The 18,561-nt window shown below is 73.3% G+C and carries 17 protein-coding genes and 1 pseudogene; 9 read left to right on the top strand and 9 right to left on the bottom strand.

Annotation, left to right across the window (positions count from 1 at the left end; genetic code table 11):
• Positions 1-78: 78 nt before the first annotated feature.
• Both ABD335_RS04460 and ABD335_RS04455 read right to left on the bottom strand, forming a co-directional pair.
• Positions 79-735, bottom strand: coding sequence for a TetR/AcrR family transcriptional regulator (locus ABD335_RS04460; protein ID WP_344320744.1), 657 nt, complete (start codon positions 733-735; stop codon positions 79-81).
• Between the two features lie 165 nt (positions 736-900).
• On the bottom strand, positions 901-1,470 hold the full coding sequence (locus tag ABD335_RS04455) for a cytochrome d ubiquinol oxidase subunit II (protein WP_344320743.1): 570 nt from the start codon (positions 1,468-1,470) through the stop codon (positions 901-903).
• A 365-nt stretch (positions 1,471-1,835) separates the two neighbouring features.
• On the opposite strand from ABD335_RS04455, the gene ABD335_RS04450 reads away from it, so the two are divergent.
• From ABD335_RS04450 to ABD335_RS04440, 3 genes are all read left to right on the top strand, one after another.
• The gene (locus ABD335_RS04450; RefSeq protein ID WP_344320742.1) at positions 1,836-2,399 is read left to right on the top strand and encodes a DUF2243 domain-containing protein; all 564 of its coding nucleotides are present in this window, start codon (positions 1,836-1,838) and stop codon (positions 2,397-2,399) included.
• Entirely contained in the window at positions 2,399-3,247 is an 849-nt protein-coding gene (locus tag ABD335_RS04445; protein ID WP_344320741.1) for a cytochrome c oxidase assembly protein, read from the top strand. The genes ABD335_RS04450 and ABD335_RS04445 overlap by 1 nt, the downstream gene beginning before the upstream one ends.
• Positions 3,248-3,408: 161 nt before the next feature.
• The gene (locus ABD335_RS04440; protein ID WP_344320740.1) at positions 3,409-3,762 is read left to right on the top strand and encodes a hypothetical protein; all 354 of its coding nucleotides are present in this window, start codon (positions 3,409-3,411) and stop codon (positions 3,760-3,762) included.
• A gap of 112 nt (positions 3,763-3,874) precedes the next feature.
• Here ABD335_RS04440 and ABD335_RS04435 read toward each other — a convergent pair whose 3' ends face one another.
• From ABD335_RS04435 to ABD335_RS04425, 3 genes are read right to left on the bottom strand one after another with little or no spacing between them, the layout of a single operon-like run.
• The gene (locus ABD335_RS04435) at positions 3,875-4,582 is read right to left on the bottom strand and encodes a B3/B4 domain-containing protein (protein ID WP_344320739.1); all 708 of its coding nucleotides are present in this window, start codon (positions 4,580-4,582) and stop codon (positions 3,875-3,877) included.
• A 53-nt stretch (positions 4,583-4,635) separates the two neighbouring features.
• Positions 4,636-5,283, bottom strand: a complete 648-nt coding sequence (locus ABD335_RS04430) for an FMN-binding negative transcriptional regulator (RefSeq protein WP_344320738.1) — start codon at positions 5,281-5,283, stop codon at positions 4,636-4,638.
• Between the two features lie 43 nt (positions 5,284-5,326).
• Positions 5,327-6,163, bottom strand: a complete 837-nt coding sequence (locus ABD335_RS04425; protein ID WP_344320737.1) for an EamA family transporter — start codon at positions 6,161-6,163, stop codon at positions 5,327-5,329.
• Between the two features lie 117 nt (positions 6,164-6,280).
• Between ABD335_RS04425 and ABD335_RS04420 the strand changes: the two genes are divergently transcribed.
• Positions 6,281-6,865, top strand: coding sequence for a helix-turn-helix domain-containing protein (locus tag ABD335_RS04420; RefSeq protein WP_344320736.1), 585 nt, complete (start codon positions 6,281-6,283; stop codon positions 6,863-6,865).
• A gap of 116 nt (positions 6,866-6,981) precedes the next feature.
• On the opposite strand, the gene ABD335_RS04415 is transcribed toward ABD335_RS04420, so the two are convergent.
• The 3 genes from ABD335_RS04415 to ABD335_RS04405 form a co-directional block, all read right to left on the bottom strand.
• Positions 6,982-8,115 (bottom strand): calcium:cation antiporter, encoded by a 1,134-nt coding sequence (locus tag ABD335_RS04415; protein WP_344320735.1) that lies wholly within the window; start codon positions 8,113-8,115, stop codon positions 6,982-6,984.
• A 214-nt stretch (positions 8,116-8,329) separates the two neighbouring features.
• Complete coding sequence (locus tag ABD335_RS04410) at positions 8,330-8,887, bottom strand: type 1 glutamine amidotransferase domain-containing protein (protein WP_344320734.1); 558 nt, start codon at positions 8,885-8,887, stop codon at positions 8,330-8,332.
• A gap of 344 nt (positions 8,888-9,231) precedes the next feature.
• Positions 9,232-9,672 carry a hypothetical protein gene (locus ABD335_RS04405; RefSeq protein ID WP_344320733.1) on the bottom strand — a complete coding sequence of 147 codons (441 nt, stop codon included), beginning with the start codon at positions 9,670-9,672 and terminating at the stop codon, positions 9,232-9,234.
• Between the two features lie 579 nt (positions 9,673-10,251).
• On the opposite strand from ABD335_RS04405, the pseudogene fdh reads away from it, so the two are divergent.
• From fdh to ABD335_RS04380, 5 genes and pseudogenes are all read left to right on the top strand, one after another.
• Positions 10,252-13,488: pseudogene (gene fdh / locus ABD335_RS04400) on the top strand (formate dehydrogenase); the annotation flags it as partial.
• A gap of 83 nt (positions 13,489-13,571) precedes the next feature.
• Positions 13,572-14,591, top strand: coding sequence for a 4Fe-4S dicluster domain-containing protein (locus ABD335_RS04395; protein WP_344320731.1), 1,020 nt, complete (start codon positions 13,572-13,574; stop codon positions 14,589-14,591).
• The gene (gene nrfD, locus ABD335_RS04390) at positions 14,588-15,691 is read left to right on the top strand and encodes an NrfD/PsrC family molybdoenzyme membrane anchor subunit (RefSeq protein WP_344320730.1); all 1,104 of its coding nucleotides are present in this window, start codon (positions 14,588-14,590) and stop codon (positions 15,689-15,691) included. The genes ABD335_RS04395 and nrfD overlap by 4 nt, the downstream gene beginning before the upstream one ends.
• Positions 15,692-16,303: 612 nt before the next feature.
• Positions 16,304-17,011 (top strand): helix-turn-helix transcriptional regulator, encoded by a 708-nt coding sequence (locus ABD335_RS04385; RefSeq protein ID WP_344320729.1) that lies wholly within the window; start codon positions 16,304-16,306, stop codon positions 17,009-17,011.
• A complete protein-coding gene (locus ABD335_RS04380; protein WP_344320728.1) occupies positions 17,008-17,976 on the top strand; it encodes a pyridoxal-phosphate dependent enzyme in 969 nt (322 codons plus the stop codon). The genes ABD335_RS04385 and ABD335_RS04380 overlap by 4 nt, the downstream gene beginning before the upstream one ends.
• A gap of 206 nt (positions 17,977-18,182) precedes the next feature.
• On the opposite strand, the gene ABD335_RS04375 is transcribed toward ABD335_RS04380, so the two are convergent.
• Positions 18,183-18,515, bottom strand: coding sequence for a TcmI family type II polyketide cyclase (locus tag ABD335_RS04375; protein WP_344320727.1), 333 nt, complete (start codon positions 18,513-18,515; stop codon positions 18,183-18,185).
• Between the last annotated feature and the right edge of the window lie 46 nt (positions 18,516-18,561).

Below are 18,561 nucleotides of genomic sequence, written 5' to 3'. Positions count from 1 at the left end.
CGCGTCCGGCACGGCGCCGCGGTGTTCGACGTCCGGCGCACGGTGTCCCGGCGCGGCCCTCGCGCCGGGGCATCCCCCTCACGGGCGCGTGACCGGCGCGGTCCACAGGCCCGTGATGGCGTCGACGAGCCCCGCGGCGGCCTCGGCCCACGTGGCCCTCGGGGTGACGGTCCCCTCGGCGAGGGCGCGCTCGCGCTCGGCGCACACGTGCACCATCAGGGTGCGGATCATGTCGCCGCGCTCGGCGCGGATGTCGGCCGGCAGATCCGGCGAGCAGCGGTCGAACCCTTCGAGCACGCGCTTCAGCGACGGCGTGGCCAGGGCCTCCTCGGCCATGATCGCCCGGAACGCCGGGTCGGTCACGACCTGCGCCCCGAACCGGGCGAACCACGTGGGGCCGCCGAGGGAGTCCAGGTGCGCGGTGAACGGGCGGACCAGGCAGCTCACCCAGTCCCGTATGTCCCGCGAGCCCTCGACGGCGGCGACCATCTCCACGCGCAACGCCTCGATGCGCTCGGTGTGCTTGCGCACGATCGCCCGCACGAGATCGGCCTTGGTCCCGAAGTGGTAACCGACGGCGGCGTTGTTGCCCTGCCCGGCGGCGGCGCTGATCTGACGGTTGGACACCGCGTAGAGCCCCTGTTCGGCGAAGAGTCGCTCCGCCGTGACGAGGATCTGCTGCCGCGTGGCGCCGACCTGCTCGGCTCGCGGGGTTCTGCCGACCTTGGTCACCACGATCACCATCCCACCGACACGGTGCGCAGGCCCCCGACCACGAGCTCTTCGACGCGGACGAGCCCCTCCGGGGCGGCCACCGACTCCGGACGGGGCGGTTCACGCGGCGGCGCCTCGCCCGACAGCCCGACAGCCCGCCGGACCCGCCGCCGCACGCCCGAGCGGTCAGCGGGTGGGCTCGGGGGCCTCCTCGGTGGTGTCGCGCTGGAAAGTGACGTACAGCCACCACAGGGACGGCAGGAGCAGGACCGCCCCCACCGCCAGTGCGCCCAGGCTCGCGGAGAGCACGGTGTCGGTCGCGGCCGCCTCGTCGAGGGTGACGCCGGGCAGGAGGTCGGGGTACTGGCCGATTCCCCGTCCCCACAGCAGCCCGACGACCGCGAGCGCGGCGGTGAGACGGACGACGAGGTAGTGCCGGCCCTGGACGAGCAGCAGCAGGGAGACCACCCCCGCCACCACCGACAGCACGAGGAACGGCAGGGCCGCCCCGGAGGTCGGCTCGTCGAACAGCGGGCGGGCGTCCGCGCGCAGGACGACCAGGCCGACGGCGGACAGCGCCCCGACGACCGTTCCGGCCCACAGCGCGCGGCGCCGGAAGACCCGGACGAGGTCGGCGTCGCCGACGCGCTGGGCGTCGCGGGTGAGGTAGACGGCGACCGGGTACGCCGCGGTCCCCACCGCCGGCAGACCCGTCCGCGCAGCCGCCAGGTCCGGCTCGCCGAAAACGGCCTCCACGACACGCAACGTCGTTCTCCCAACGGTGACGGACCGGTCCGCGTCCATACGACGCCGGCCGTGCCGCCGAGAGGGGAGCCCGGCCGCGCACACCTCCGCACGGCCGTCAAAACCCCACGGGCGCCCGGAACGAGACCGCGCGGCTCGTCCGAACGGCCGTCTCCCCGCGCCGGTGCCGGACCCCGCGGCCTCCCCGGCACGGGGGCTCGCGGCTCCCCGCCCTCCCGTCCGATGGGACCGGTGGGCCGCCCGGGGGACGACTGGTCGGCGAAAATTCGGGCACGCCGTGATTGCGGTGCCCGCCCCGGGGGACTCTCAGCGACCGACGGTCGACTGGACCGCCTTCCGACAGGACGGAGGAGACGATGGCGAGCACGGCGGGCGAGGCCCGGGCGGGCGCGACCGCGCCCCCCGACATCCGGCTGCCCGGGATCCTGCTGGGGTCGGGGCTCGGTGGGTTCGTCGACGGCATCCTGCTGCACCAGCTCCTGCGGTGGCACCACATGCTCACCGGCACCGACGGGGACCGCATCGGGGTGAAGTACTACGACCCGAAGACCGTCCCCGGGCTGGAGATGAACACCGTGTGGGACGGCGTCTTCCACGCCGTGTGCTGGATCCTCGTCCTGCTGGGCCTGGCCACCTTGTACTCCCGGGTGACCCGCGACCGGCGCCGGGTGTGGACTTCACGCGTGCTGTGGGGCTGGGTGCTGGTCGGCTGGGGCGTCTTCAACCTCGTCGAGGGCGTCCTGAACCACCACGTCCTCGCCATCCACCACGTCCACGAAGGTCCCCACCGGACCTGGTGGGACCTGGGCTTCCTGCTCCTGGGCGCCCTGCTGGTCATCGGCGGCCACCGACTCCAGCGCACCGGACGGCCCTTCGACCCCGACGCCCCCGACGCCCGCCGGACGGGACCGGCGACCTGATGGACGGCCACGTACACCCCGTGCACGACCACGGCACGGGCAGCGGCGTCCTGGAGGCGCTGCCCCCCGTCCTCGTCCTGCTCCTGTGCGCCGGCGCCTACCTCCACCTGGCCCGGCGGGCCCGGCGCCGCAACCCGGCGCGGGGCTGGAGCCGGTGGCGGACGGCCTGCTTCACCACCGGGCTGGCCCTGCTCGCCGTGGCGCTCGTGCCGCCCGTGTCGTCCTTCGCCCACTCCGACTTCCGCGGCCACATGGTCCAGCACATGCTCATCGGCATGTACGCCCCCCTGGCCCTGGTGCTGGGAGCCCCCGTCACCCTGTCGCTGCGGGCCCTGCCCGCCGCCCACGGTCGGCGCCTGACCGCCGTTCTGCACAGCCGCCCCGCCCGTGTGCTCACCCATCCGGCCACCGCCCTGCTGCTGTCCACCGGCAGCCTCGCGGTGCTCTACTTCACCCCGCTGTACAACGCCGCCACGGAACGGCCCGTCGGACACTGGCTGCTGCACGTTCACTTCCTGCTCTCCGGCTGCCTGTTCGCCCACGCCATCGCCGGACCCGATCCCGCGCCCGCCCGCCCCGGCGTCCGCACCCGTCTGGTCTACCTCGGCCTCGCCATCGCCGCCCACGCCTCGATCTCGCAGTTGATGTACGGCGGTTTCCGGGTCGACGTCCACGCCCCCGTCGCCCAGGTCCGGGGCGGCGCGGAGATCATGTACTACGGCGGCGACATCGCCGAACTGCTCCTGGCCGCGGCCCTGGTCGCCACCTGGCGCCCCGACCGGCGGGCCGTCCCCGGCTCCGCCGCGCGGGCGCAGGCGCCGACGTCGGCGCGTCCGGCGGGGACGTGATCGTGCCGCGACGGCCGCGAGCGGGGCGAGGTCCGTCCCGCAACCGCCGGTCGGCCGTGGGCGGGGCCGGAACTCCGTGGCCGCCGCGCCCGTACCGCCGGTATCGTCCGGTCTCCCGACCGGCCGCACCGGCGGCCGGTCCGACACGGAGAGCGGTTCCCATGACCGGCCGGCGATCGACGACGACCCTGTGGCGGCCCACCGGACCCGAGGAGTTGGACCTGGTCCGAGAGCTGAACTGGCGTGCCTGGCCGCCCCGGCTGCCCGAGCAGCCGATCTTCTACCCGGTCCTCGACGAGGACTACGCGGTCAGGATCGCGAGGGACTGGAACGTCAGGCACGACGGTGCCGGCTTCGTGACCCGCTTCGAGGTCGAGTCGGAGTTCCTGAGCCGGTATCCCGTCCGGCAGGCGGGCGGACGGACCATTCTCGAACTGTGGGTGCCGGCCGAGGAACTCGACGAGTTCAACGCCCACATCGTCGGCACGATCCAGGTGGTGCACGAGTTCCGGTGAGACGCCGGCTCGCCGACCGGGCGCGGCGCGGCCCCGCTGCTCGTCGCCGGGGCCGGACCGGACATCCCGGCGGGCGGATCGTGTGCGAGGTGCTCGGGGCGGGGTGGAGGTCTCAGACGGTGGTCCGGGGGTGCGCCGGGTCGAGGTAGCGCACGGCGGTCTGTTCGGCGTGCGGGGCGAGCAGGTGCTGCAGTTCGTCGGCGGCGGCCTTCAGGAGGTGGCCGTCGCGGGCGGCGTGGAGGGTTTCGAGGACGAACGCGACGTGGGTGGAGTCCTCGGTGACGCGGGTGCGGTGCGCGTCGCGGTGGTTCCAGTGCCGGGTGAGGACGCCGCCGGCGTCGACGTAGATCACCTCGCCGGGCCTGGGGTGTTCGACGGTGTCGGGCTCGCCGAGCGGGGTGAAGGACTCGGTGCCGTCGGCGTGGCGGATCTCCACGTCCCCTGCCACGGCGTCCAGGTCGAAGGCGCCGGCCGGCAGGCCGTGGCGGACGGAGACGGCGTTGTAGGCGTCCACGGCCGGGGTGATGCGGGGCAGGGCGCCCTTCTTGGCGAGACGGCGGCCGAGCGCGTCGACGCTGGGGCGGACGCGGCGGGGGTTGGTGCCGAAGGAGCGGTAGGCGGCGTGCCAGGACGCGATGCGGGGGTCGGTCTCGTCGGCGGGCGCCCAGGTGCCGGCGGCGACCTCGGCCTCCGTCTCCGCCAGCGCCTGGGCCACCTCGGGCCAGGGCTCGCGCCCGCGCAGGCCGGCGGCGGTGACCAGGGCGATCAGGGTGTCGGGGAAGGCGTCGGCGACCTCGGGGGCGATGCGGAAGGCGGTCATGGCGGGGTTTCCGTTTCCTGCGTGTGGGCGGGCGAGTGGGGGACGGGCGGGGGTCAGGGCTTCCAGACGCCGATGCGGTCCAGGCGGCGGCGCTGCCGGCGTGCGGCGGGCACGTCGAGGCCCTGGCCGCGTGCGGTGAGGCGGTCGGCGACGGCGGCGCGGTGCTCGACGGGTTTGTGGTCGTCGTACTTGAACTTGGCCACCACGTCGGTGACTTCCAGGCGCAGGCCGCGGATGCCGGACAGCATCCGGCCGTAGGGGGGCTGGTCGACGGCGACGGGGGCGTGGTCGCCGTCGGGCTGGAAGTGGGCGAGCTGGCGGCGCAGCAGTTCGGCCTTGGCCTCGGGGTCGTCGACGATGTGGGCGCGGCAGGTGAACTGGACGGCCGAGTAGTAGCTGGTGGGGACGCCGTCGGTGGGCGGGGTGCCGGCCTGGGCGCGCCAGGGGCCGGGAATGAACGCGTAGTCGCCGATGACGGTGAAGACGACGTGCGGCTCGTGCTCGATCGCCTTCCACACCGGGTTGGGGCGGGCGAGGTGGATCAGGAGGTCGGATCCTTCGCAGGTGAAGTGCGTGGGGACGACGGTGGGCGGGTGGCCGGGCAGGCCGTTGACGATGAGCTGTCCGAAGTCGTGGCCTTCGGCGATCCAGCTCTGCCATTCGGCTTCGTCCAGGCCGGCGTCCCAGGGGTGGACCAGCATGGTGTTCTCCAGGGTTCGGTGGTGTGGTGGTCCGTGGGCTTGCTCAGGTGAGGGCGAGGAGGCCGACGGCGACGGCGGCGGTGCCCAGACCGACGAACTGTCCGCGGTGAATGCGTTCGGCGAGCACGCAGCGGGCGAGCAGGACCGTGCCGGCCGGGTAGAGGGCGGTGATCACGGCGACGACGGCGAGGTCCCCGCTGCGGGCGGCGAGCAGGAACAGCAGGTTCGCCACCGAGTCCAGCACACCCGCGGCCGCCGACATCCCGTACGCGGGCCGCTCGGGGCCCAGTCTGCGGTGCATCAGCCCGGCCGCGGTCAGGGTGACGGCCGAGGAGACCGCCCGGCCGATGATCAGCGGGGCCACCCCGCTGTCGGACGGCGCCTGGTGCAGGAAGACCAGCTGGAGGGCGATGGCGGCGCCCGCTCCGAAGGCCGACAGCAGCGCGGTACGGGAGGGGCGCGCCGATCCGGCGCCGTGTCCGGCGCTGACCAGGACCACCGCCACCAGCGCGAGCGGCAGGCCCACCAGTCCGGCCGTACCCAGGTGCTCGCCTCGCAGCAGGCCCACTCCGACGGGCAGCGCGGCGGACACCAGCGCGGTCACGGGCGACAGCACGTTCATCGGGCCGATCGCCAGGGTGCGGTAGAGCAGGGCGAACGCGGCGGCCGAGGCGATCCCGGACGCGGCGCCCCAGCCGAGGGTCGCGGCGCTGAACGAGGCGCCGAGCAGCGGCCACAGCAGCAGCTCGACCGCGAGACTGGCCGGGGCCGCGATCACCACGGTCCGCAGTACATGGGCCTTCCGGGCGCCGAGTCCGCCGAGGAAGTCGGCGCACCCGTAGGCGAGCGAGCTGCCCAGGGCCAGCAGCAGAGCGATCACGGCACAAATCCCTACTATCATTGGAACGACCACACCGTACAACAGAACGACCGGGTACCGTCAACCAAACGACCGGACGGTGCATTGGAATGATCCAGCTGCGAGGATGGTGACCAGGTGGCCGAGACAGCCGCAGCCCTGCGGACGGTCGCGCACAACGTCCGGGCGGCCCGCATGCGCGCGGGCCTGTCCTTGGAGGAACTCAGCCGACGCGCCCAGGTCAGCAAGGGCGCCCTGGTGGGACTGGAGAAAGCCCAGGGCAACCCCAACCTGGCCACCCTGGTCCGGCTGGCCGACACCCTCGGCATCTCGGTGTCCGCCCTGATGCAGGGACCGCCCGAAGGCCGTGTCCGCGTCGTGGCCGCCGATGCCGTGGCACCCCTGTGGACCGGGAAGCAGGGCAGTGAGGCCCGGCTCGTGCTGACCACCTCGGGCCCGGCCCCCGTCGAGGTCTGGCGCTGGCGTCTGGAGCCGGACGAGGAGTACCCCAGCCACCCCCATCAGGCCGGGGTCGTGGAGACCGTCAGCGTCACCTCCGGCCGGATGACCCTGGTCGTCGACGGCACCGAGCACACCGTCGAAGCCGGCCAGACCGCCACCTTCGACGGCGACGCCCCCCACACCTACCGCGGTGCGGGCACCGAAACCTGCCACCTGATCATGACGGTCCACCTGCCACCGGGCCCCGCTTCCACAAGCTGACCCGCGCCGCGCACGCGCAGGCCGCGGGGGACGACGCCGCACCGCGCGAAGCACCGCGGGGTCGGAAGCACCTCGGGGCCGGCGGCGGCGGAACCGCTCGTCGCCGCGTGAGGCCGTCAGGGATTGGCGGCCAGGAAGAGGAACGCGGCGCAGATGACCAGGTGCACGGCCGCCTGGAGCAGGGTGGCGCGGCCGGGCATGACGGTGAGGATGCCGACCCCGGCGGTGAGGGCGAGGAGCACGAGCTGGGTGGGGCCGAGGCCGAGTTGGAGAGGCGTCGCCAGCCAGATGGAGGCGACGGCGATGGCGGCGATGGTCAGTCCGATGCTGGCCATCGCGGAGCCGAGGGCGAGGTTGAGGCTGATCTGTACGCGGTCGCGTCGGGCGTTGCGGACGGCGGCGAGCGTTTCGGGGAGCAGGATCGTCAGGGCGATGACGACACCGACGACGGAGTGGGGGAGGCCGGCGTCGGCCACGGCGGTCTCGATGGTCGCCGATTCGACCTTGGCGAGGCCGACGACGGCCACCAGCGAGACGACGAGCAGCACGAGGCTGCTCAGGGCGGTGCGTACCGAGGGCACGGCGGCACGGTCCTCGTCGGCCGGTCCGGAGGCGTCGCCGTGGTGCCGCCGGGTGCCGGCGGAGCGCAGGAAGTAGTCGCGGTGACGTACGTTCTGCACGAAGACGAACAGCCCGTACAGGACCAGCGAGGCCGTGGCCGCGAAGGCCAGTTGCGGTCCGGTGAACTCCGGCCCGGGAGTGCCGATGGTGAAGGTGGGCAGGACCAGGCTCAGCGTGGCGAGGGTGATCACCGTGCCCAGCATCGCGCCCGTGCCCTCCGGGTTGAACACCGCGACCCGGTGGCGCAGAGCGGTGACGAGCAGGGAGAGTCCGACGATGCCGTTGCAGGTGATCATGACCGCGGCGAAGACGGTGTCACGGGCCAGCGTCGCCGCTCCGGCCCCGCCGGACGCCATGAGGGTGATGACCAACCCCACCTCGATGACGGTGACGGCGACGGCGAGGATCAGGGAACCGAACGGCTCGCCGACGCGGTGGGCGACCACTTCCGCGTGGTGCACCGCGTCGAGCACCGAGCCGGCGAGCAGGAGCACCACGCACACCTCGACGACCGCCGGAAGGTCGCGCCCCCACACCGCGATCAGCGTCGCCACGGCGAGCAGCGGAACGACGACGGTCGCGCGGTTCAGCCACGTGCCGAGTGCCGAGGTGCGCGACGCGGGTGTCATGGCTCTCCCCTTCTCGCCGGTTCGAATCGTCGGCCGAAGGGCCGGTCTTCGGTGCTCGGGCACCGATACGGCGGCGAAGTACCCGGAACCTGCCGACGTACGCGCCGTCACCGCACGTCACGGGCCGGGACGGGTGGGCACCCGCGGGTGGCCGTCGGGCCGTGCCCGGTCGGCGTCCGCTCGGCCTCCGCTCGTCGCTCGCCTCTCGCGGCGGTCAGGAGCGTCGCAGGGCCCTGACGACCTCCTCGACGACGGCGGCACAGAAGGCGGGCAGGTCGTCCGGGCCGCGGCCGGAGACGAGCTGCCCGTCGACGACGACCTCCTCGTCGACGACGTCCGCCCCGGCGTTGCGCAGATCCGTGCGGATGCCGGGCCAGGAGGTGAGGCGCCGACCGCGCAGGACACCGGCCTCCGCGAGGGTCCAGGGGCCGCGGCAGATCGTGGCCACGGGTTTGCCGGTGCCCATGAACTCCCGCACGAAGGCGACGGCGTCGGGGTCCGTGCGCAACTGGTCGGGGTTCACGGTGCCGCCGGGCAGCAGGAGCGCGTCGTAGTCGTCCACGGACGCGTCGGCGACCCGCTTGTCCACGGAGAAGGTTCCGGCGGGGGCGATGTCCTTCTGGCGGGCGTTGATCTCGCCGGTGTGGAGGGAGAGGAGTTCGGTCCGGGCCCCGGCTCCGTGCAGTGCGCCGCGCGGTTGTTCGAGTTCGACGCGCTCCACCCCGTCGGTGGCCAGGATGGCGACCCTCCGACCGCTCAGCTCGTCGGTCATGGTGTTCCGCTCCTTCGTCTGTCGCCGTCCCTCGCCGTCCCTCGCCGTTCCTCGGCGTCGCGCTCGGCGGGTGGGGACGGCCCGACCGGGAGCCGTGCGGTGGGCTCCTCGTCCCAGGCTCCCACGCGGGCACGGTGTGGCGCGGTGTGTCACGGACGGAACGAGGGGTTCGACGCTCGGATGCGTCCGAGCACGGGTGGGCACGTGGTCCTCCCCCACCGCCCGGCCCGCGGACGGTGGTCGGACTCCGCTCGGCACCGGGTCGGGGCGGCAGTGGCCTGCCTCCGGGCTCCGGGCGGTTCGGCGCCCCGCCCGACGGCTCGGGGCCCTCGACGCCGGCACGGTCACCGACGCCGCATACCGCGCTTGTGCCGGGGGGCGCGGCCCGTGGTGAGTCCGTCGATCACCAGGGACACCCCGATGCCGAGCATCCAGACGTCCTTGGCCAACGGAAGTCCCTGCTCCGTCCAGCGCAGGCTGCCCTCCCGACGCATGCCCGGAGTGCGCAGGTACAGGCCGAGGGTGCCGAGCGAGAACGCGGTCAGCCCGGCTCCCGCCACGGCCGCCGGGACGACGGGCAGCAGCAGGGCCGCGCCGAGCCCGATCTCCGTCTTCGACAGGATCCCGACGAACCGTCGGGGCTCCATCTGCTTGACGAACGGGTAGGTCCCGGCGGCGAAGCCGTGCAGCCCTCCGGCGGCCTCCTCGCCCACGTCGATCTTCGACAGGCCGGAGTTGAGCAGGAAGGCCCCGACGGCCGCCCGCAGCGGCAACCGTCGGGCCATGGCGGTCACGTTCGGGAATGCGGAGCGCGCGTTCGACGCGTGCATGGGACCTCCCGCAGAAGTGTCGGCCCGGCCGCGCCCCTCGTCCGGGGACGGGGGCGAACGGCACCGGTGCGGCCCCACCCCACTGGGCGGGGAACCGTGGGCGAGCGCCGCCCGCGGCGGCACCTCGTCCACGGTAACGGGACGCGCCGCCCCCCGCACCGCGGCGCCGACGGGCGGCGAGGAGGCCGACGGGCGCTCCCCCGGGGCGGTGTCGGAACGTTCACCGGCGCGAAGCTCGGGCGCGGGAAGCGGTGCCGTGCCCCCCTCGGACGCTCCGCCGGGCCGTTCGCCGTCGCCCGAACGGCCCTCGGCGGCCCGACGGCGGGGAGGGACGCGGAAGAGGCCGATCGGCTGACGCCGGCGGACCGGTTCCGACGGGCGATCACACCCTCGGCGCCCTTGGGGGATCGCCGATCACGGCCGCGTCCGGCGGCTCCCGCCCACCGATCCACCCGTTTTGAACGGGTTTGCCAGAAAAAGCGATCGGGAAGAGCACGGATCGGCCCCAGGACGACGAGGCGGCTGGAGAAGCAGATGGGCATTCGGACGTGGATCAGGTCGTGGCCGGTCTACCGGCAGCTGACCGGTGACGACCCGCTGGGCCGCGGCAAGGCCGCGCAGTCCCCCCACTCGGCCGCCCTGGACGCCCGCACGGCCTCCGCCGACCGGGTGGCGCACTCGGTCTGTCCGTACTGCGCCGTCGGCTGCGCGCAGAAGGTGTACGTCAAGGACGAGCGGGTCCTCCAGATCGAGGGCAATCCCGACAGCCCCATCTCGCGCGGCCGGCTCTGCCCCAAGGGCGCGGCGAGCAAGCAGCTGGTCACCGGGCCGCAGCGGGAGCGGAAGGTGCTCTACCGGGCGCCGTACGCCACCGAGTGGAGCGAGCTGGACCTCGACACGGCGATGGAGATGGTCACCGACCGGGTGATCGAGGCCCGCCGCAAGGGCTGGCAGGACACCGACGCCCACGGCAACCGCCTGCGCCGGACCATGGGGATCGCCGGGCTGGGCGGCGCCACGCTCGACAACGAGGAGAACTACCTGATCAAGAAGCTCTTCACCGCGCTCGGCGCGGTGCAGATCGAGAATCAGGCCCGTATTTGACACTCCGCCACCGTTCCCGGTCTGGGAACCTCCTTCGGTCGCGGCGGAGCGACGGACTTCCAGCAGGACCTGCTGAACTCCGACTGCATCATCATCATGGGCTCGAACATGGCCGAGTGCCATCCGGTCGGCTTCCAGTGGGTCACCGAGGCCAAGGCCCGCGGGGCGAAGGTCTTCCACATCGACCCGCGGTTCACCCGGACCAGCGCCCTGGCCGACCGGCACGTCCCGCTGCGCGCCGGCACCGACGTCGCCTTCCTCGGCGGCGTGATCAACTACATCCTCACCCACGACCTGGACTTCCGGGAGTACGTGCTCGCCTACACCAACGCCTCCTTCCTCGTCCGGGAGGACTACCGGGACACCGAGGACCTCGACGGCCTGTTCAGCGGCTACGACCCCGAGACGGCCTCCTACGACCCGACGACGTGGCAGTACGAGAGCACCGAGCCGAACCCCCGCGACGCCGAACGGCCCCACGAGCGCAAGGAGCAGGCGGCCGGCTACGAGCACGGCGCCGGCGGACCGAAGATGGAGGGGGCGGCCGGGGACATCGCCTCGGACCCGACGCTGCGCCACCCGCGCTGCGTCTACCAGATCCTCAAGCGGCACTACGCCCGCTACACCCCGGAGATGGTGGAGGCGATCTGCGGCACGCCCAAGGAGCACTTCCTGCGCGTGTGCGAGGCGTGGACGGCCAACTCCGGCCGCGAGCGCACCGCGGCGGTGGTCTACAGCGTGGGATGGACCCAGCACAGCATCGGCGCCCAGTACATCCGCACCGCGTCCATCATCCAACTGCTGCTGGGCAACATCGGCCGCCCCGGCGGCGGCGTCTTCGCCCTGCGCGGCCACGCCAGCATCCAGGGCTCGACCGACATCCCGACCCTGTTCAACCTGCTGCCGGGGTACCTGCCGATGCCCTCGGCCCCCGCCACCCCGGACCTGGCGAGCTACATCGAGCACATCCGCGCCGAGCGACAGAAGGGGTTCTGGTACAACGCCGACGCCTACATCGTGTCGCTGCTCAAGGAGTACTGGGGCGACGCGGCGACGCCGGAGAACGACTTCTGCTTCGACTACCTGCCGCGGATCGACGGCGACCACGGCACCTACCGCACCGTGATGGACATGATCGACGGGAAGGTGTTCGGCTACTTCCTGCTCGGTCAGAACCCGGCGGTCGGATCGGCGCACGGGAAGCTGCAACGCCTGGGCATGGCCAACCTGGACTGGCTGGTCGTACGCGATCTGGTGATGATCGAGAGCGCCACCTTCTGGAAGGACTCCCCCGAGGTCGAGACCGGCGAGATCGTCCCGGAGCGGTGCCGCACCGAGGTGTTCTTCTTCCCGGCCGCCTCGCACGTCGAGAAGGAGGGCACGTTCACCCAGACCCAGCGGATGCTCCAGTGGCGCGAGAAGGCGGTGGAGCCGACCGGCGACCAGCGTTCGGAGCTGTGGTTCTTCTACCACCTGGGGCGCCGGCTCAAGGAGCGGCTGGCCGGCTCCACCGACGAGCGCGACCGTCCCCTGCTCGACCTGGCCTGGGACTACGAGATGCTGGGCGACGAGCCGTCCGCCGACGACGTGCTGCGGCACATCAACGGCCACGACCTGACGACCGGTCGCGTCGTCGACGGCTACCTCGAACTCAAGGCGGACGGGACGACCTCGTGCGGCTGCTGGATCTACAGCGGCGTCTACGCGAACGGGGTCAACCAGGCGGCGCGCCGCAAGCCGCGTCAGGAGCAGAACCTGTACGCCCTGGAGTGGGGATGGGTCTGGCCGCTCAACCGGCGCGTCCTGTACAACAGGGCCTCGGCCGACCCCCGGGGTCGCCCCTGGAGCGAGCGCAAGGCACTGGTGTGGTGGGACGAGGAGCTCGGCCGGTGGACCGGCCACGACGTGCCGGACTTCGAACTGCGCAAGCCCCCCGGCCACGTCCCCCCGCCCGGGGCGGTCGGGCCCGAGGCCCTGCACGGTGACGACCCGTTCATCATGCAGGCGGACGGCAAGGGCTGGCTGTTCGCCCCCTCCGGCCTGGTGGACGGCCCGCTGCCGACGCACTACGAGCCCCACGAGTCGCCGGTGCGCAACCCGCTGTACGGGCAGCAGGGCAACCCGGCGCGGAAGGTGTACGGCCGCCCCGACAACCCCTCCAACCCGGCGCCGCCCGAGAGCGGAGGCGAGGTCTTCCCCTACGTCCTGACCACCGCCCGGCTCACCGAGCACCACACCGCGGGCGGCATGAGCCGGTGGCTGCCGTACCTGTCGGAGCTCCAGCCGTACCTGTTCGTCGAGGTCTCCCCGGAGCTGGCGCGCGACCGCGGGCTGGAGCACCTGGGCTGGGCGCACGTCGTCACCAGCCGGACCGCGGTCGACGCCCGCGTCATGGTCACCGACCGGATGAAACCGCTGCGCGTGCAGGACCACGTGATCCACCAGGTCTGGCTGCCCTACCACTGGGGCGGCTCGGGGCTGGTCGACGGGGACGTGGTGAACGACCTGTTCGGCGTGGCGCTCGACCCCAACGTGTTCATCCAGGAGACCAAGGTGACCACCTGTGACGTCAGGCCCGGGCGCCGTCCCCGCGGCCGGGAACTGCTCGACTACGTCGCGCGCTACCGCGAGCGCGCCGGGGTCACCGTCGAGACGGGCACGCGCGTGGCGACCACGGGCGGTTTCGGCGGGACCGCCCACACCGAGCCGGCGGAGGGGCCGGACGACTCGCACCGACCGGAGGAGGACACGTGAGGTCCCGCCACAGCCTGTTCGGGCCGCTGGAGGACGTGGCCGCCGAAGCCGGTCACACCGAGCACCCGCCGCGCATGGGCTTCTTCACCGACACCTCCGTCTGCATCGGCTGCAAGGCGTGCGAGGTGGCGTGCAAGGAGTGGAACCTCGTCCCCGACGACGGGTTCAACGTGCTGGGGATGTCGTTCGACAACACCGGCATGCTCGGGGCCGACAGCTGGCGGCACGTCGCCTTCGTCGAGCAGGACCTCCCGCTCGGGGGCCAGGACGCGGGCCTCTCCGGACTGCCGGCCGGACCCACGGCCGGCGGGGACCAGACCGGAGTGGTGGCCGCGGGGGTGCGCCGCACCGAGCGCGGCGGAGGCGAGATGGGCACCTCGGCCGTCGACCTCGGCATGCCGTCGTTCCAACGGCCCGGCGACGCCGGCGGAGCGGAGACCCGGACGGACTTCCGCTGGCTGATGATGTCCGACGTGTGCAAGCACTGCACCCACGCCGGCTGCCTGGACGTCTGCCCGACGGGCGCGCTGTTCCGCACCGAGTTCGGCACCGTCGTCGTCCAGCAGGACATCTGCAACGGATGCGGCTACTGCGTCTCGGGCTGCCCCTTCGGGGTCATCGACCGCCGCCACGGCGACGGACGCGCGCAGAAGTGCACGCTCTGCTACGACCGCCTGCGCGACGGCCTGGAGCCGGCGTGCGCCAAGACGTGCCCGACCGACTCGATCCAGTTCGGGCAGTGGGACGAGCTGCGCGAGCGGGCGCGGCGCCGGGTGGAGCAGCTCCACGAGGACGGTGTCCCCGAGGCGCGTCTGTACGGCGACGATCCCGACGACGGTGTCGGCGGCATGGGGGCGTTCTTCCTGCTGCTGGACGAGCCGGAGGTGTACGGCCTGCCGCCGGACCCGGTGGTGCCGACGCGGGACCTGGGCGCGATGTGGAAGTACGCCGGGATGGCGGCGGGGGTGATGGCCGCCGCGGCCGTCTCCGCCTTCGTGGGAGGACAGAGACGATGAGCGGGGTACCCGAGGAGCGCGAGGGCCGGGACCGGCACGAGAGTCCGCTGCGGAGCGAGCCGCTCAGCGACGACGACGCACGCGACCGCGAGGCGCACATGTTCACGGGCGAGCGCGACGGCGGCCGGGGCGGCGGACGCGGCAGGCGGCCGTCGCTGGTCCCGGAGGCGGAGTTCCGGTCGTACTACGGTCGCGCCGTGCTCAAGACACCCGTGTGGGACTGGAAGATCCCGGCGTACTTCTTCACCGGCGGGCTCTCCGCCGGCTCGGCCCTGCTCGCCGCCGGCGCGGACCTGACCGCGCGGCCGACGCTGCGCCGGGTGGGCCGGATCAACGCCCTGGTGATGCTGGGAACCAGCACCTACCTCCTCATCGCCGACCTCGGCCGGCCCGAACGGTTCCACCACATGCTGCGCGTGGCCAAGCCCACGTCACCGATGAACGTGGGCACCTGGATCCTGGTGGCCTACGGCGCGCCGGCCGCGCTGGCCGCCGCGAGCGAGCTGGTGCCGCGGCGACTGCGGCGCACGGTCGTCGGCCGGCTGCTCGGCGCGGCCGGCCGCCCCGCCACGCTGGCGTCGGCCGCGGTGGCGCCCTCGGTCGCCTCGTACACCGCGGTGCTGCTGTCGCAGACGGCGGTACCGGCGTGGCACGAGGCGCACCCGTACCTGCCGTTCGTCTTCACCGGTTCGGCCGCGGCGAGCGCCGGCGGCCTCGGCATGGCGCTCACGCCGGTGCGCGAGGCGGCCCCGGCACGCCTGTTCGCGGTGTGCGGCGCCGCCCTGGAGCTCGCCGCCTCCCTGCGGCTGGAGGCACGGCTGGGCCTGCCCCGCGAGGCGTACACGACGGGCAGGGCGCACCGGCTCCGGAAGGTGTCGGAGTACCTCACCGTCGGCGGCCTGGCCGGTACGGTCCTGCTGGGGGCGCGCAGCCGCGCCGCCGCGGTGGCCGGCGGACTCGCCCTGATCGCGGGCGGCCTGCTGCAGCGCTTCGGCGTCTTCGAGGCCGGTGTCGCCTCGGCCCGGGACCCGAAGTACGTCACCGTCCCGCAGCGCCAACGCCTCGACCGGGGGCAACCGGTCCGGTACGAGCGCGGGTGACGTCCCGCCCGGACGGACGGGGACGCTCCCCTCGCCCGTTCGGCGACGGCACGCTCCCCCGGCCGCGGCGGCGCCGGACCGGAACGGATCGTGGGCGCCGATGCGGCGGCCCCGCGCGCACCCTCTCGAACCGGCCTCGCACCTTCGGCGAGCGTTCCGGGCGGCCTCGGCCGCGTTCGACTCGCCGAAGCGCACGCGGTTTCCGGCGGGCTCCCGGACGGCGAACCCGCGGCCCCGGAGCACGTCACCGACGCGTGTCACGGCCGGCTCGTCGGCGTCCCGCCCGACCGGAGGAAACCGATGCCCGATCAGGGTTGGACTGACAGTCCATCTCGTATACATTCTGTCCAAGCCCCGGATCGGGGTCCCACGACCCCGGAGGACGGATGGCACCCGGACAGCCGGTCGAGGACGGCGCCGACGAGCGCCCCTGCTCGGTGACGTCCCGCGGCGTCCCGGTCACGACAGCGGGGTGCCCGAGCACGTCCGGTGTACCGGCGTCGGGCGGGCTCGGCGGGGAGCGCGCAGGCGTTCGCCGACCCGGACGAGATCCCGCGACCCGTCGGCGTCGAGGCCCTTGCCCTCATGCGGGAACACCACGAGGAGCGTGAGATGTCGACCCGAGAACAGGACGCGATCATCGCCGCGTTGATCCCGGTCGTCGACGGCATCGCCGCGACGCTGGGCTCGTTCTGCGAGGTGGTCGTCCATGACTTCCGCCGCCCGGAGAAGTCGGTCGTGGCCATCGCCGGCTCGGTCACCGGACGCAGCGTCGGCGGAGCGATGAGCGAGATCGGCATGGGGCTCCTCGCCCGCGGCGACGACGCGGACAACGAGCTGAACTACATCACCCGCACCCGGACCGGAAAGATGATCAAGTCCTCCACGATGGTCCTGCGCGACTCCACCGGCACGGTGTTCGGCGCCCTGTGCATCAACCTCGACATCACCGCCATCGGCCAGGCCGGCGCCCTGATCGGCGAGCTCGCCGGCGTCGCCGACCCCGCCGCCGTCCCGACCACGACCTTCGGCAACGACATCGACTCCGTCGTGGACGCCATCGTCGACGCCCACCAGTTGCGGCAGCGCAAGCCCTGGGCCGAACTCGACCGCGACCAACGCCTCCACCTGTTCCGCAGCCTGGACCAGCGCGGGGTCTTCGCCGTACGCCGCGCGGTCGAACAGGTCGCCGCCCGCCTGGGGATCTCCCGGGCCTCCGCCTACAACTACCTCGCCCAGGCCAGGGCCGGCTCCACAGCCGGTTCCACCGCGCCCGACGCCGAATCCGACACCACTTCACCCGATGGAGCACCGACATGACCACCACACCGCCGGTCACCCTGGAGGACGTCCGTGACGCCGCCGCGCGGATCGCGGGCGTCGCGCACCGCACCCCCGTGCTGCGCTCGCGCACCCTGGACCGCCTCGTCGGCGCGGAGGTCTTCCTCAAGTGCGAGAACCTCCAGCGCGTCGGCGCCTTCAAGTTCCGGGGCGCCTACAACGCCGCCTCGCGCCTGTCGCCGGAGCAGTTGGCCAAGGGCATCGCCGCCTACTCCTCGGGCAACCACGCCCAAGCCGTCGCGCTGGCCGCGCGGGAGTTGGGCACCACCGCGGTGATCCTCATGCCCGAGGACACCCCCCGGTCCAAGCTGGAGGCCACGGCCGGCTACGGCGCGGAGATCGTCACCTACGACCGCTACACCGGCGACCGGGTCGCCCTCGGCGAGGCACTGGCCGCCGACCGCGGCCTGACGCTGATCCCGCCCTACGAGCATCCGCACATCATCGCCGGTCAGGGCACCGCGGCCCTGGAACTGATCGAGGAGGTCGGCGAACTCGACGCGCTGGTGACGCCGGTCGGCGGCGGCGGACTGATCGCCGGCAGCGCCACGGCCGCCAAGGGACTGCTGCCCGGAATCCGCGTGATCGGCGTCGAGCCGGAGGTCGGGGACGACACCAAGCGGTCCCTGGAGGCGGGCGAACGCGTCTCCATCCCCGTGCCGCGCACCCTCGCCGACGGGCTGGCGGCGAACGTTCCCGGCGAGCTGACCTTCTCCGTCAACCGGCGCTTGGTGGACGAGATCGCCCTGGTCACCGACGACCAGGTCCGCGACGCGATGCGGCTGCTCTTCGAGCGTCTGAAGACCGTGGTGGAGCCCAGCGGCGCCGTCGCGCCGGCCGCCCTGCTGGCCGGACGGATCTCCTCGCTCCCGCGCAGGATCGGCGTGATCCTCTCCGGCGGCAACATCGGCGCCCGGCGCTTCGCCGAGATCCTCGGAGCCTGACCGACCGGGCGCTCCCACGGCCGGTCCGGACACGGTCGGCACGTCGCCGCCGCCTCCCTCCCCGGTTCCGTCGCGCGCGACGAGGGCAGCGCCCTCGGACAGTCCTGAACCCGTGCCCGTGCCCTGCGCTCGCCACCGCGGACGCAGGGCACACGCACGGAAAGGGGCCGCACCGTCGTGGTCGCGCCGTCGTGTCGTGGTGGGGGTCAGGGGGTGGGGTTGTCCCACTGGTAGAAGCAGTGGGCCATGGCGTCCTGGGGGGTGCGCCAGGTGGCGGGGTTGTAGGCGGTGACGTGGGGGGCGAGCCGGGCGGAGATGGCGCGGAATTCGGGGTGGTCGGTGGTGCGGGCGATGGTGGGGGCGGGGTCGTGGTGGCTGGTGATGAGGTGGAGGTAGAGGTCCCGGTCGAAGTGGAAGAGGCGGCGGTGGGTGACGCCGATGAGGTGGGGGAGGTCGGTTCGGTCGGAGGCGGCGAAGGCCTCGGCGATGGCCGGGGCGGCGTCGGGTTTCATGCGGGCGACGATGAGGGTGTGGTGCACGGCGGGGTCTTTCGGGTGGGGGGTCTTTCGGGTGGGGGATCAGTCG

It is taken from the genome of Streptomyces macrosporus, assembly GCF_039533145.1.
GTDB classification, from domain to species: Bacteria; Actinomycetota; Actinomycetes; order Streptomycetales; family Streptomycetaceae; genus Streptomyces; species Streptomyces macrosporus.
Note: the sequence above shows the minus strand (reverse complement) of the source record. Positions and strands in the feature narration are given on the sequence as shown.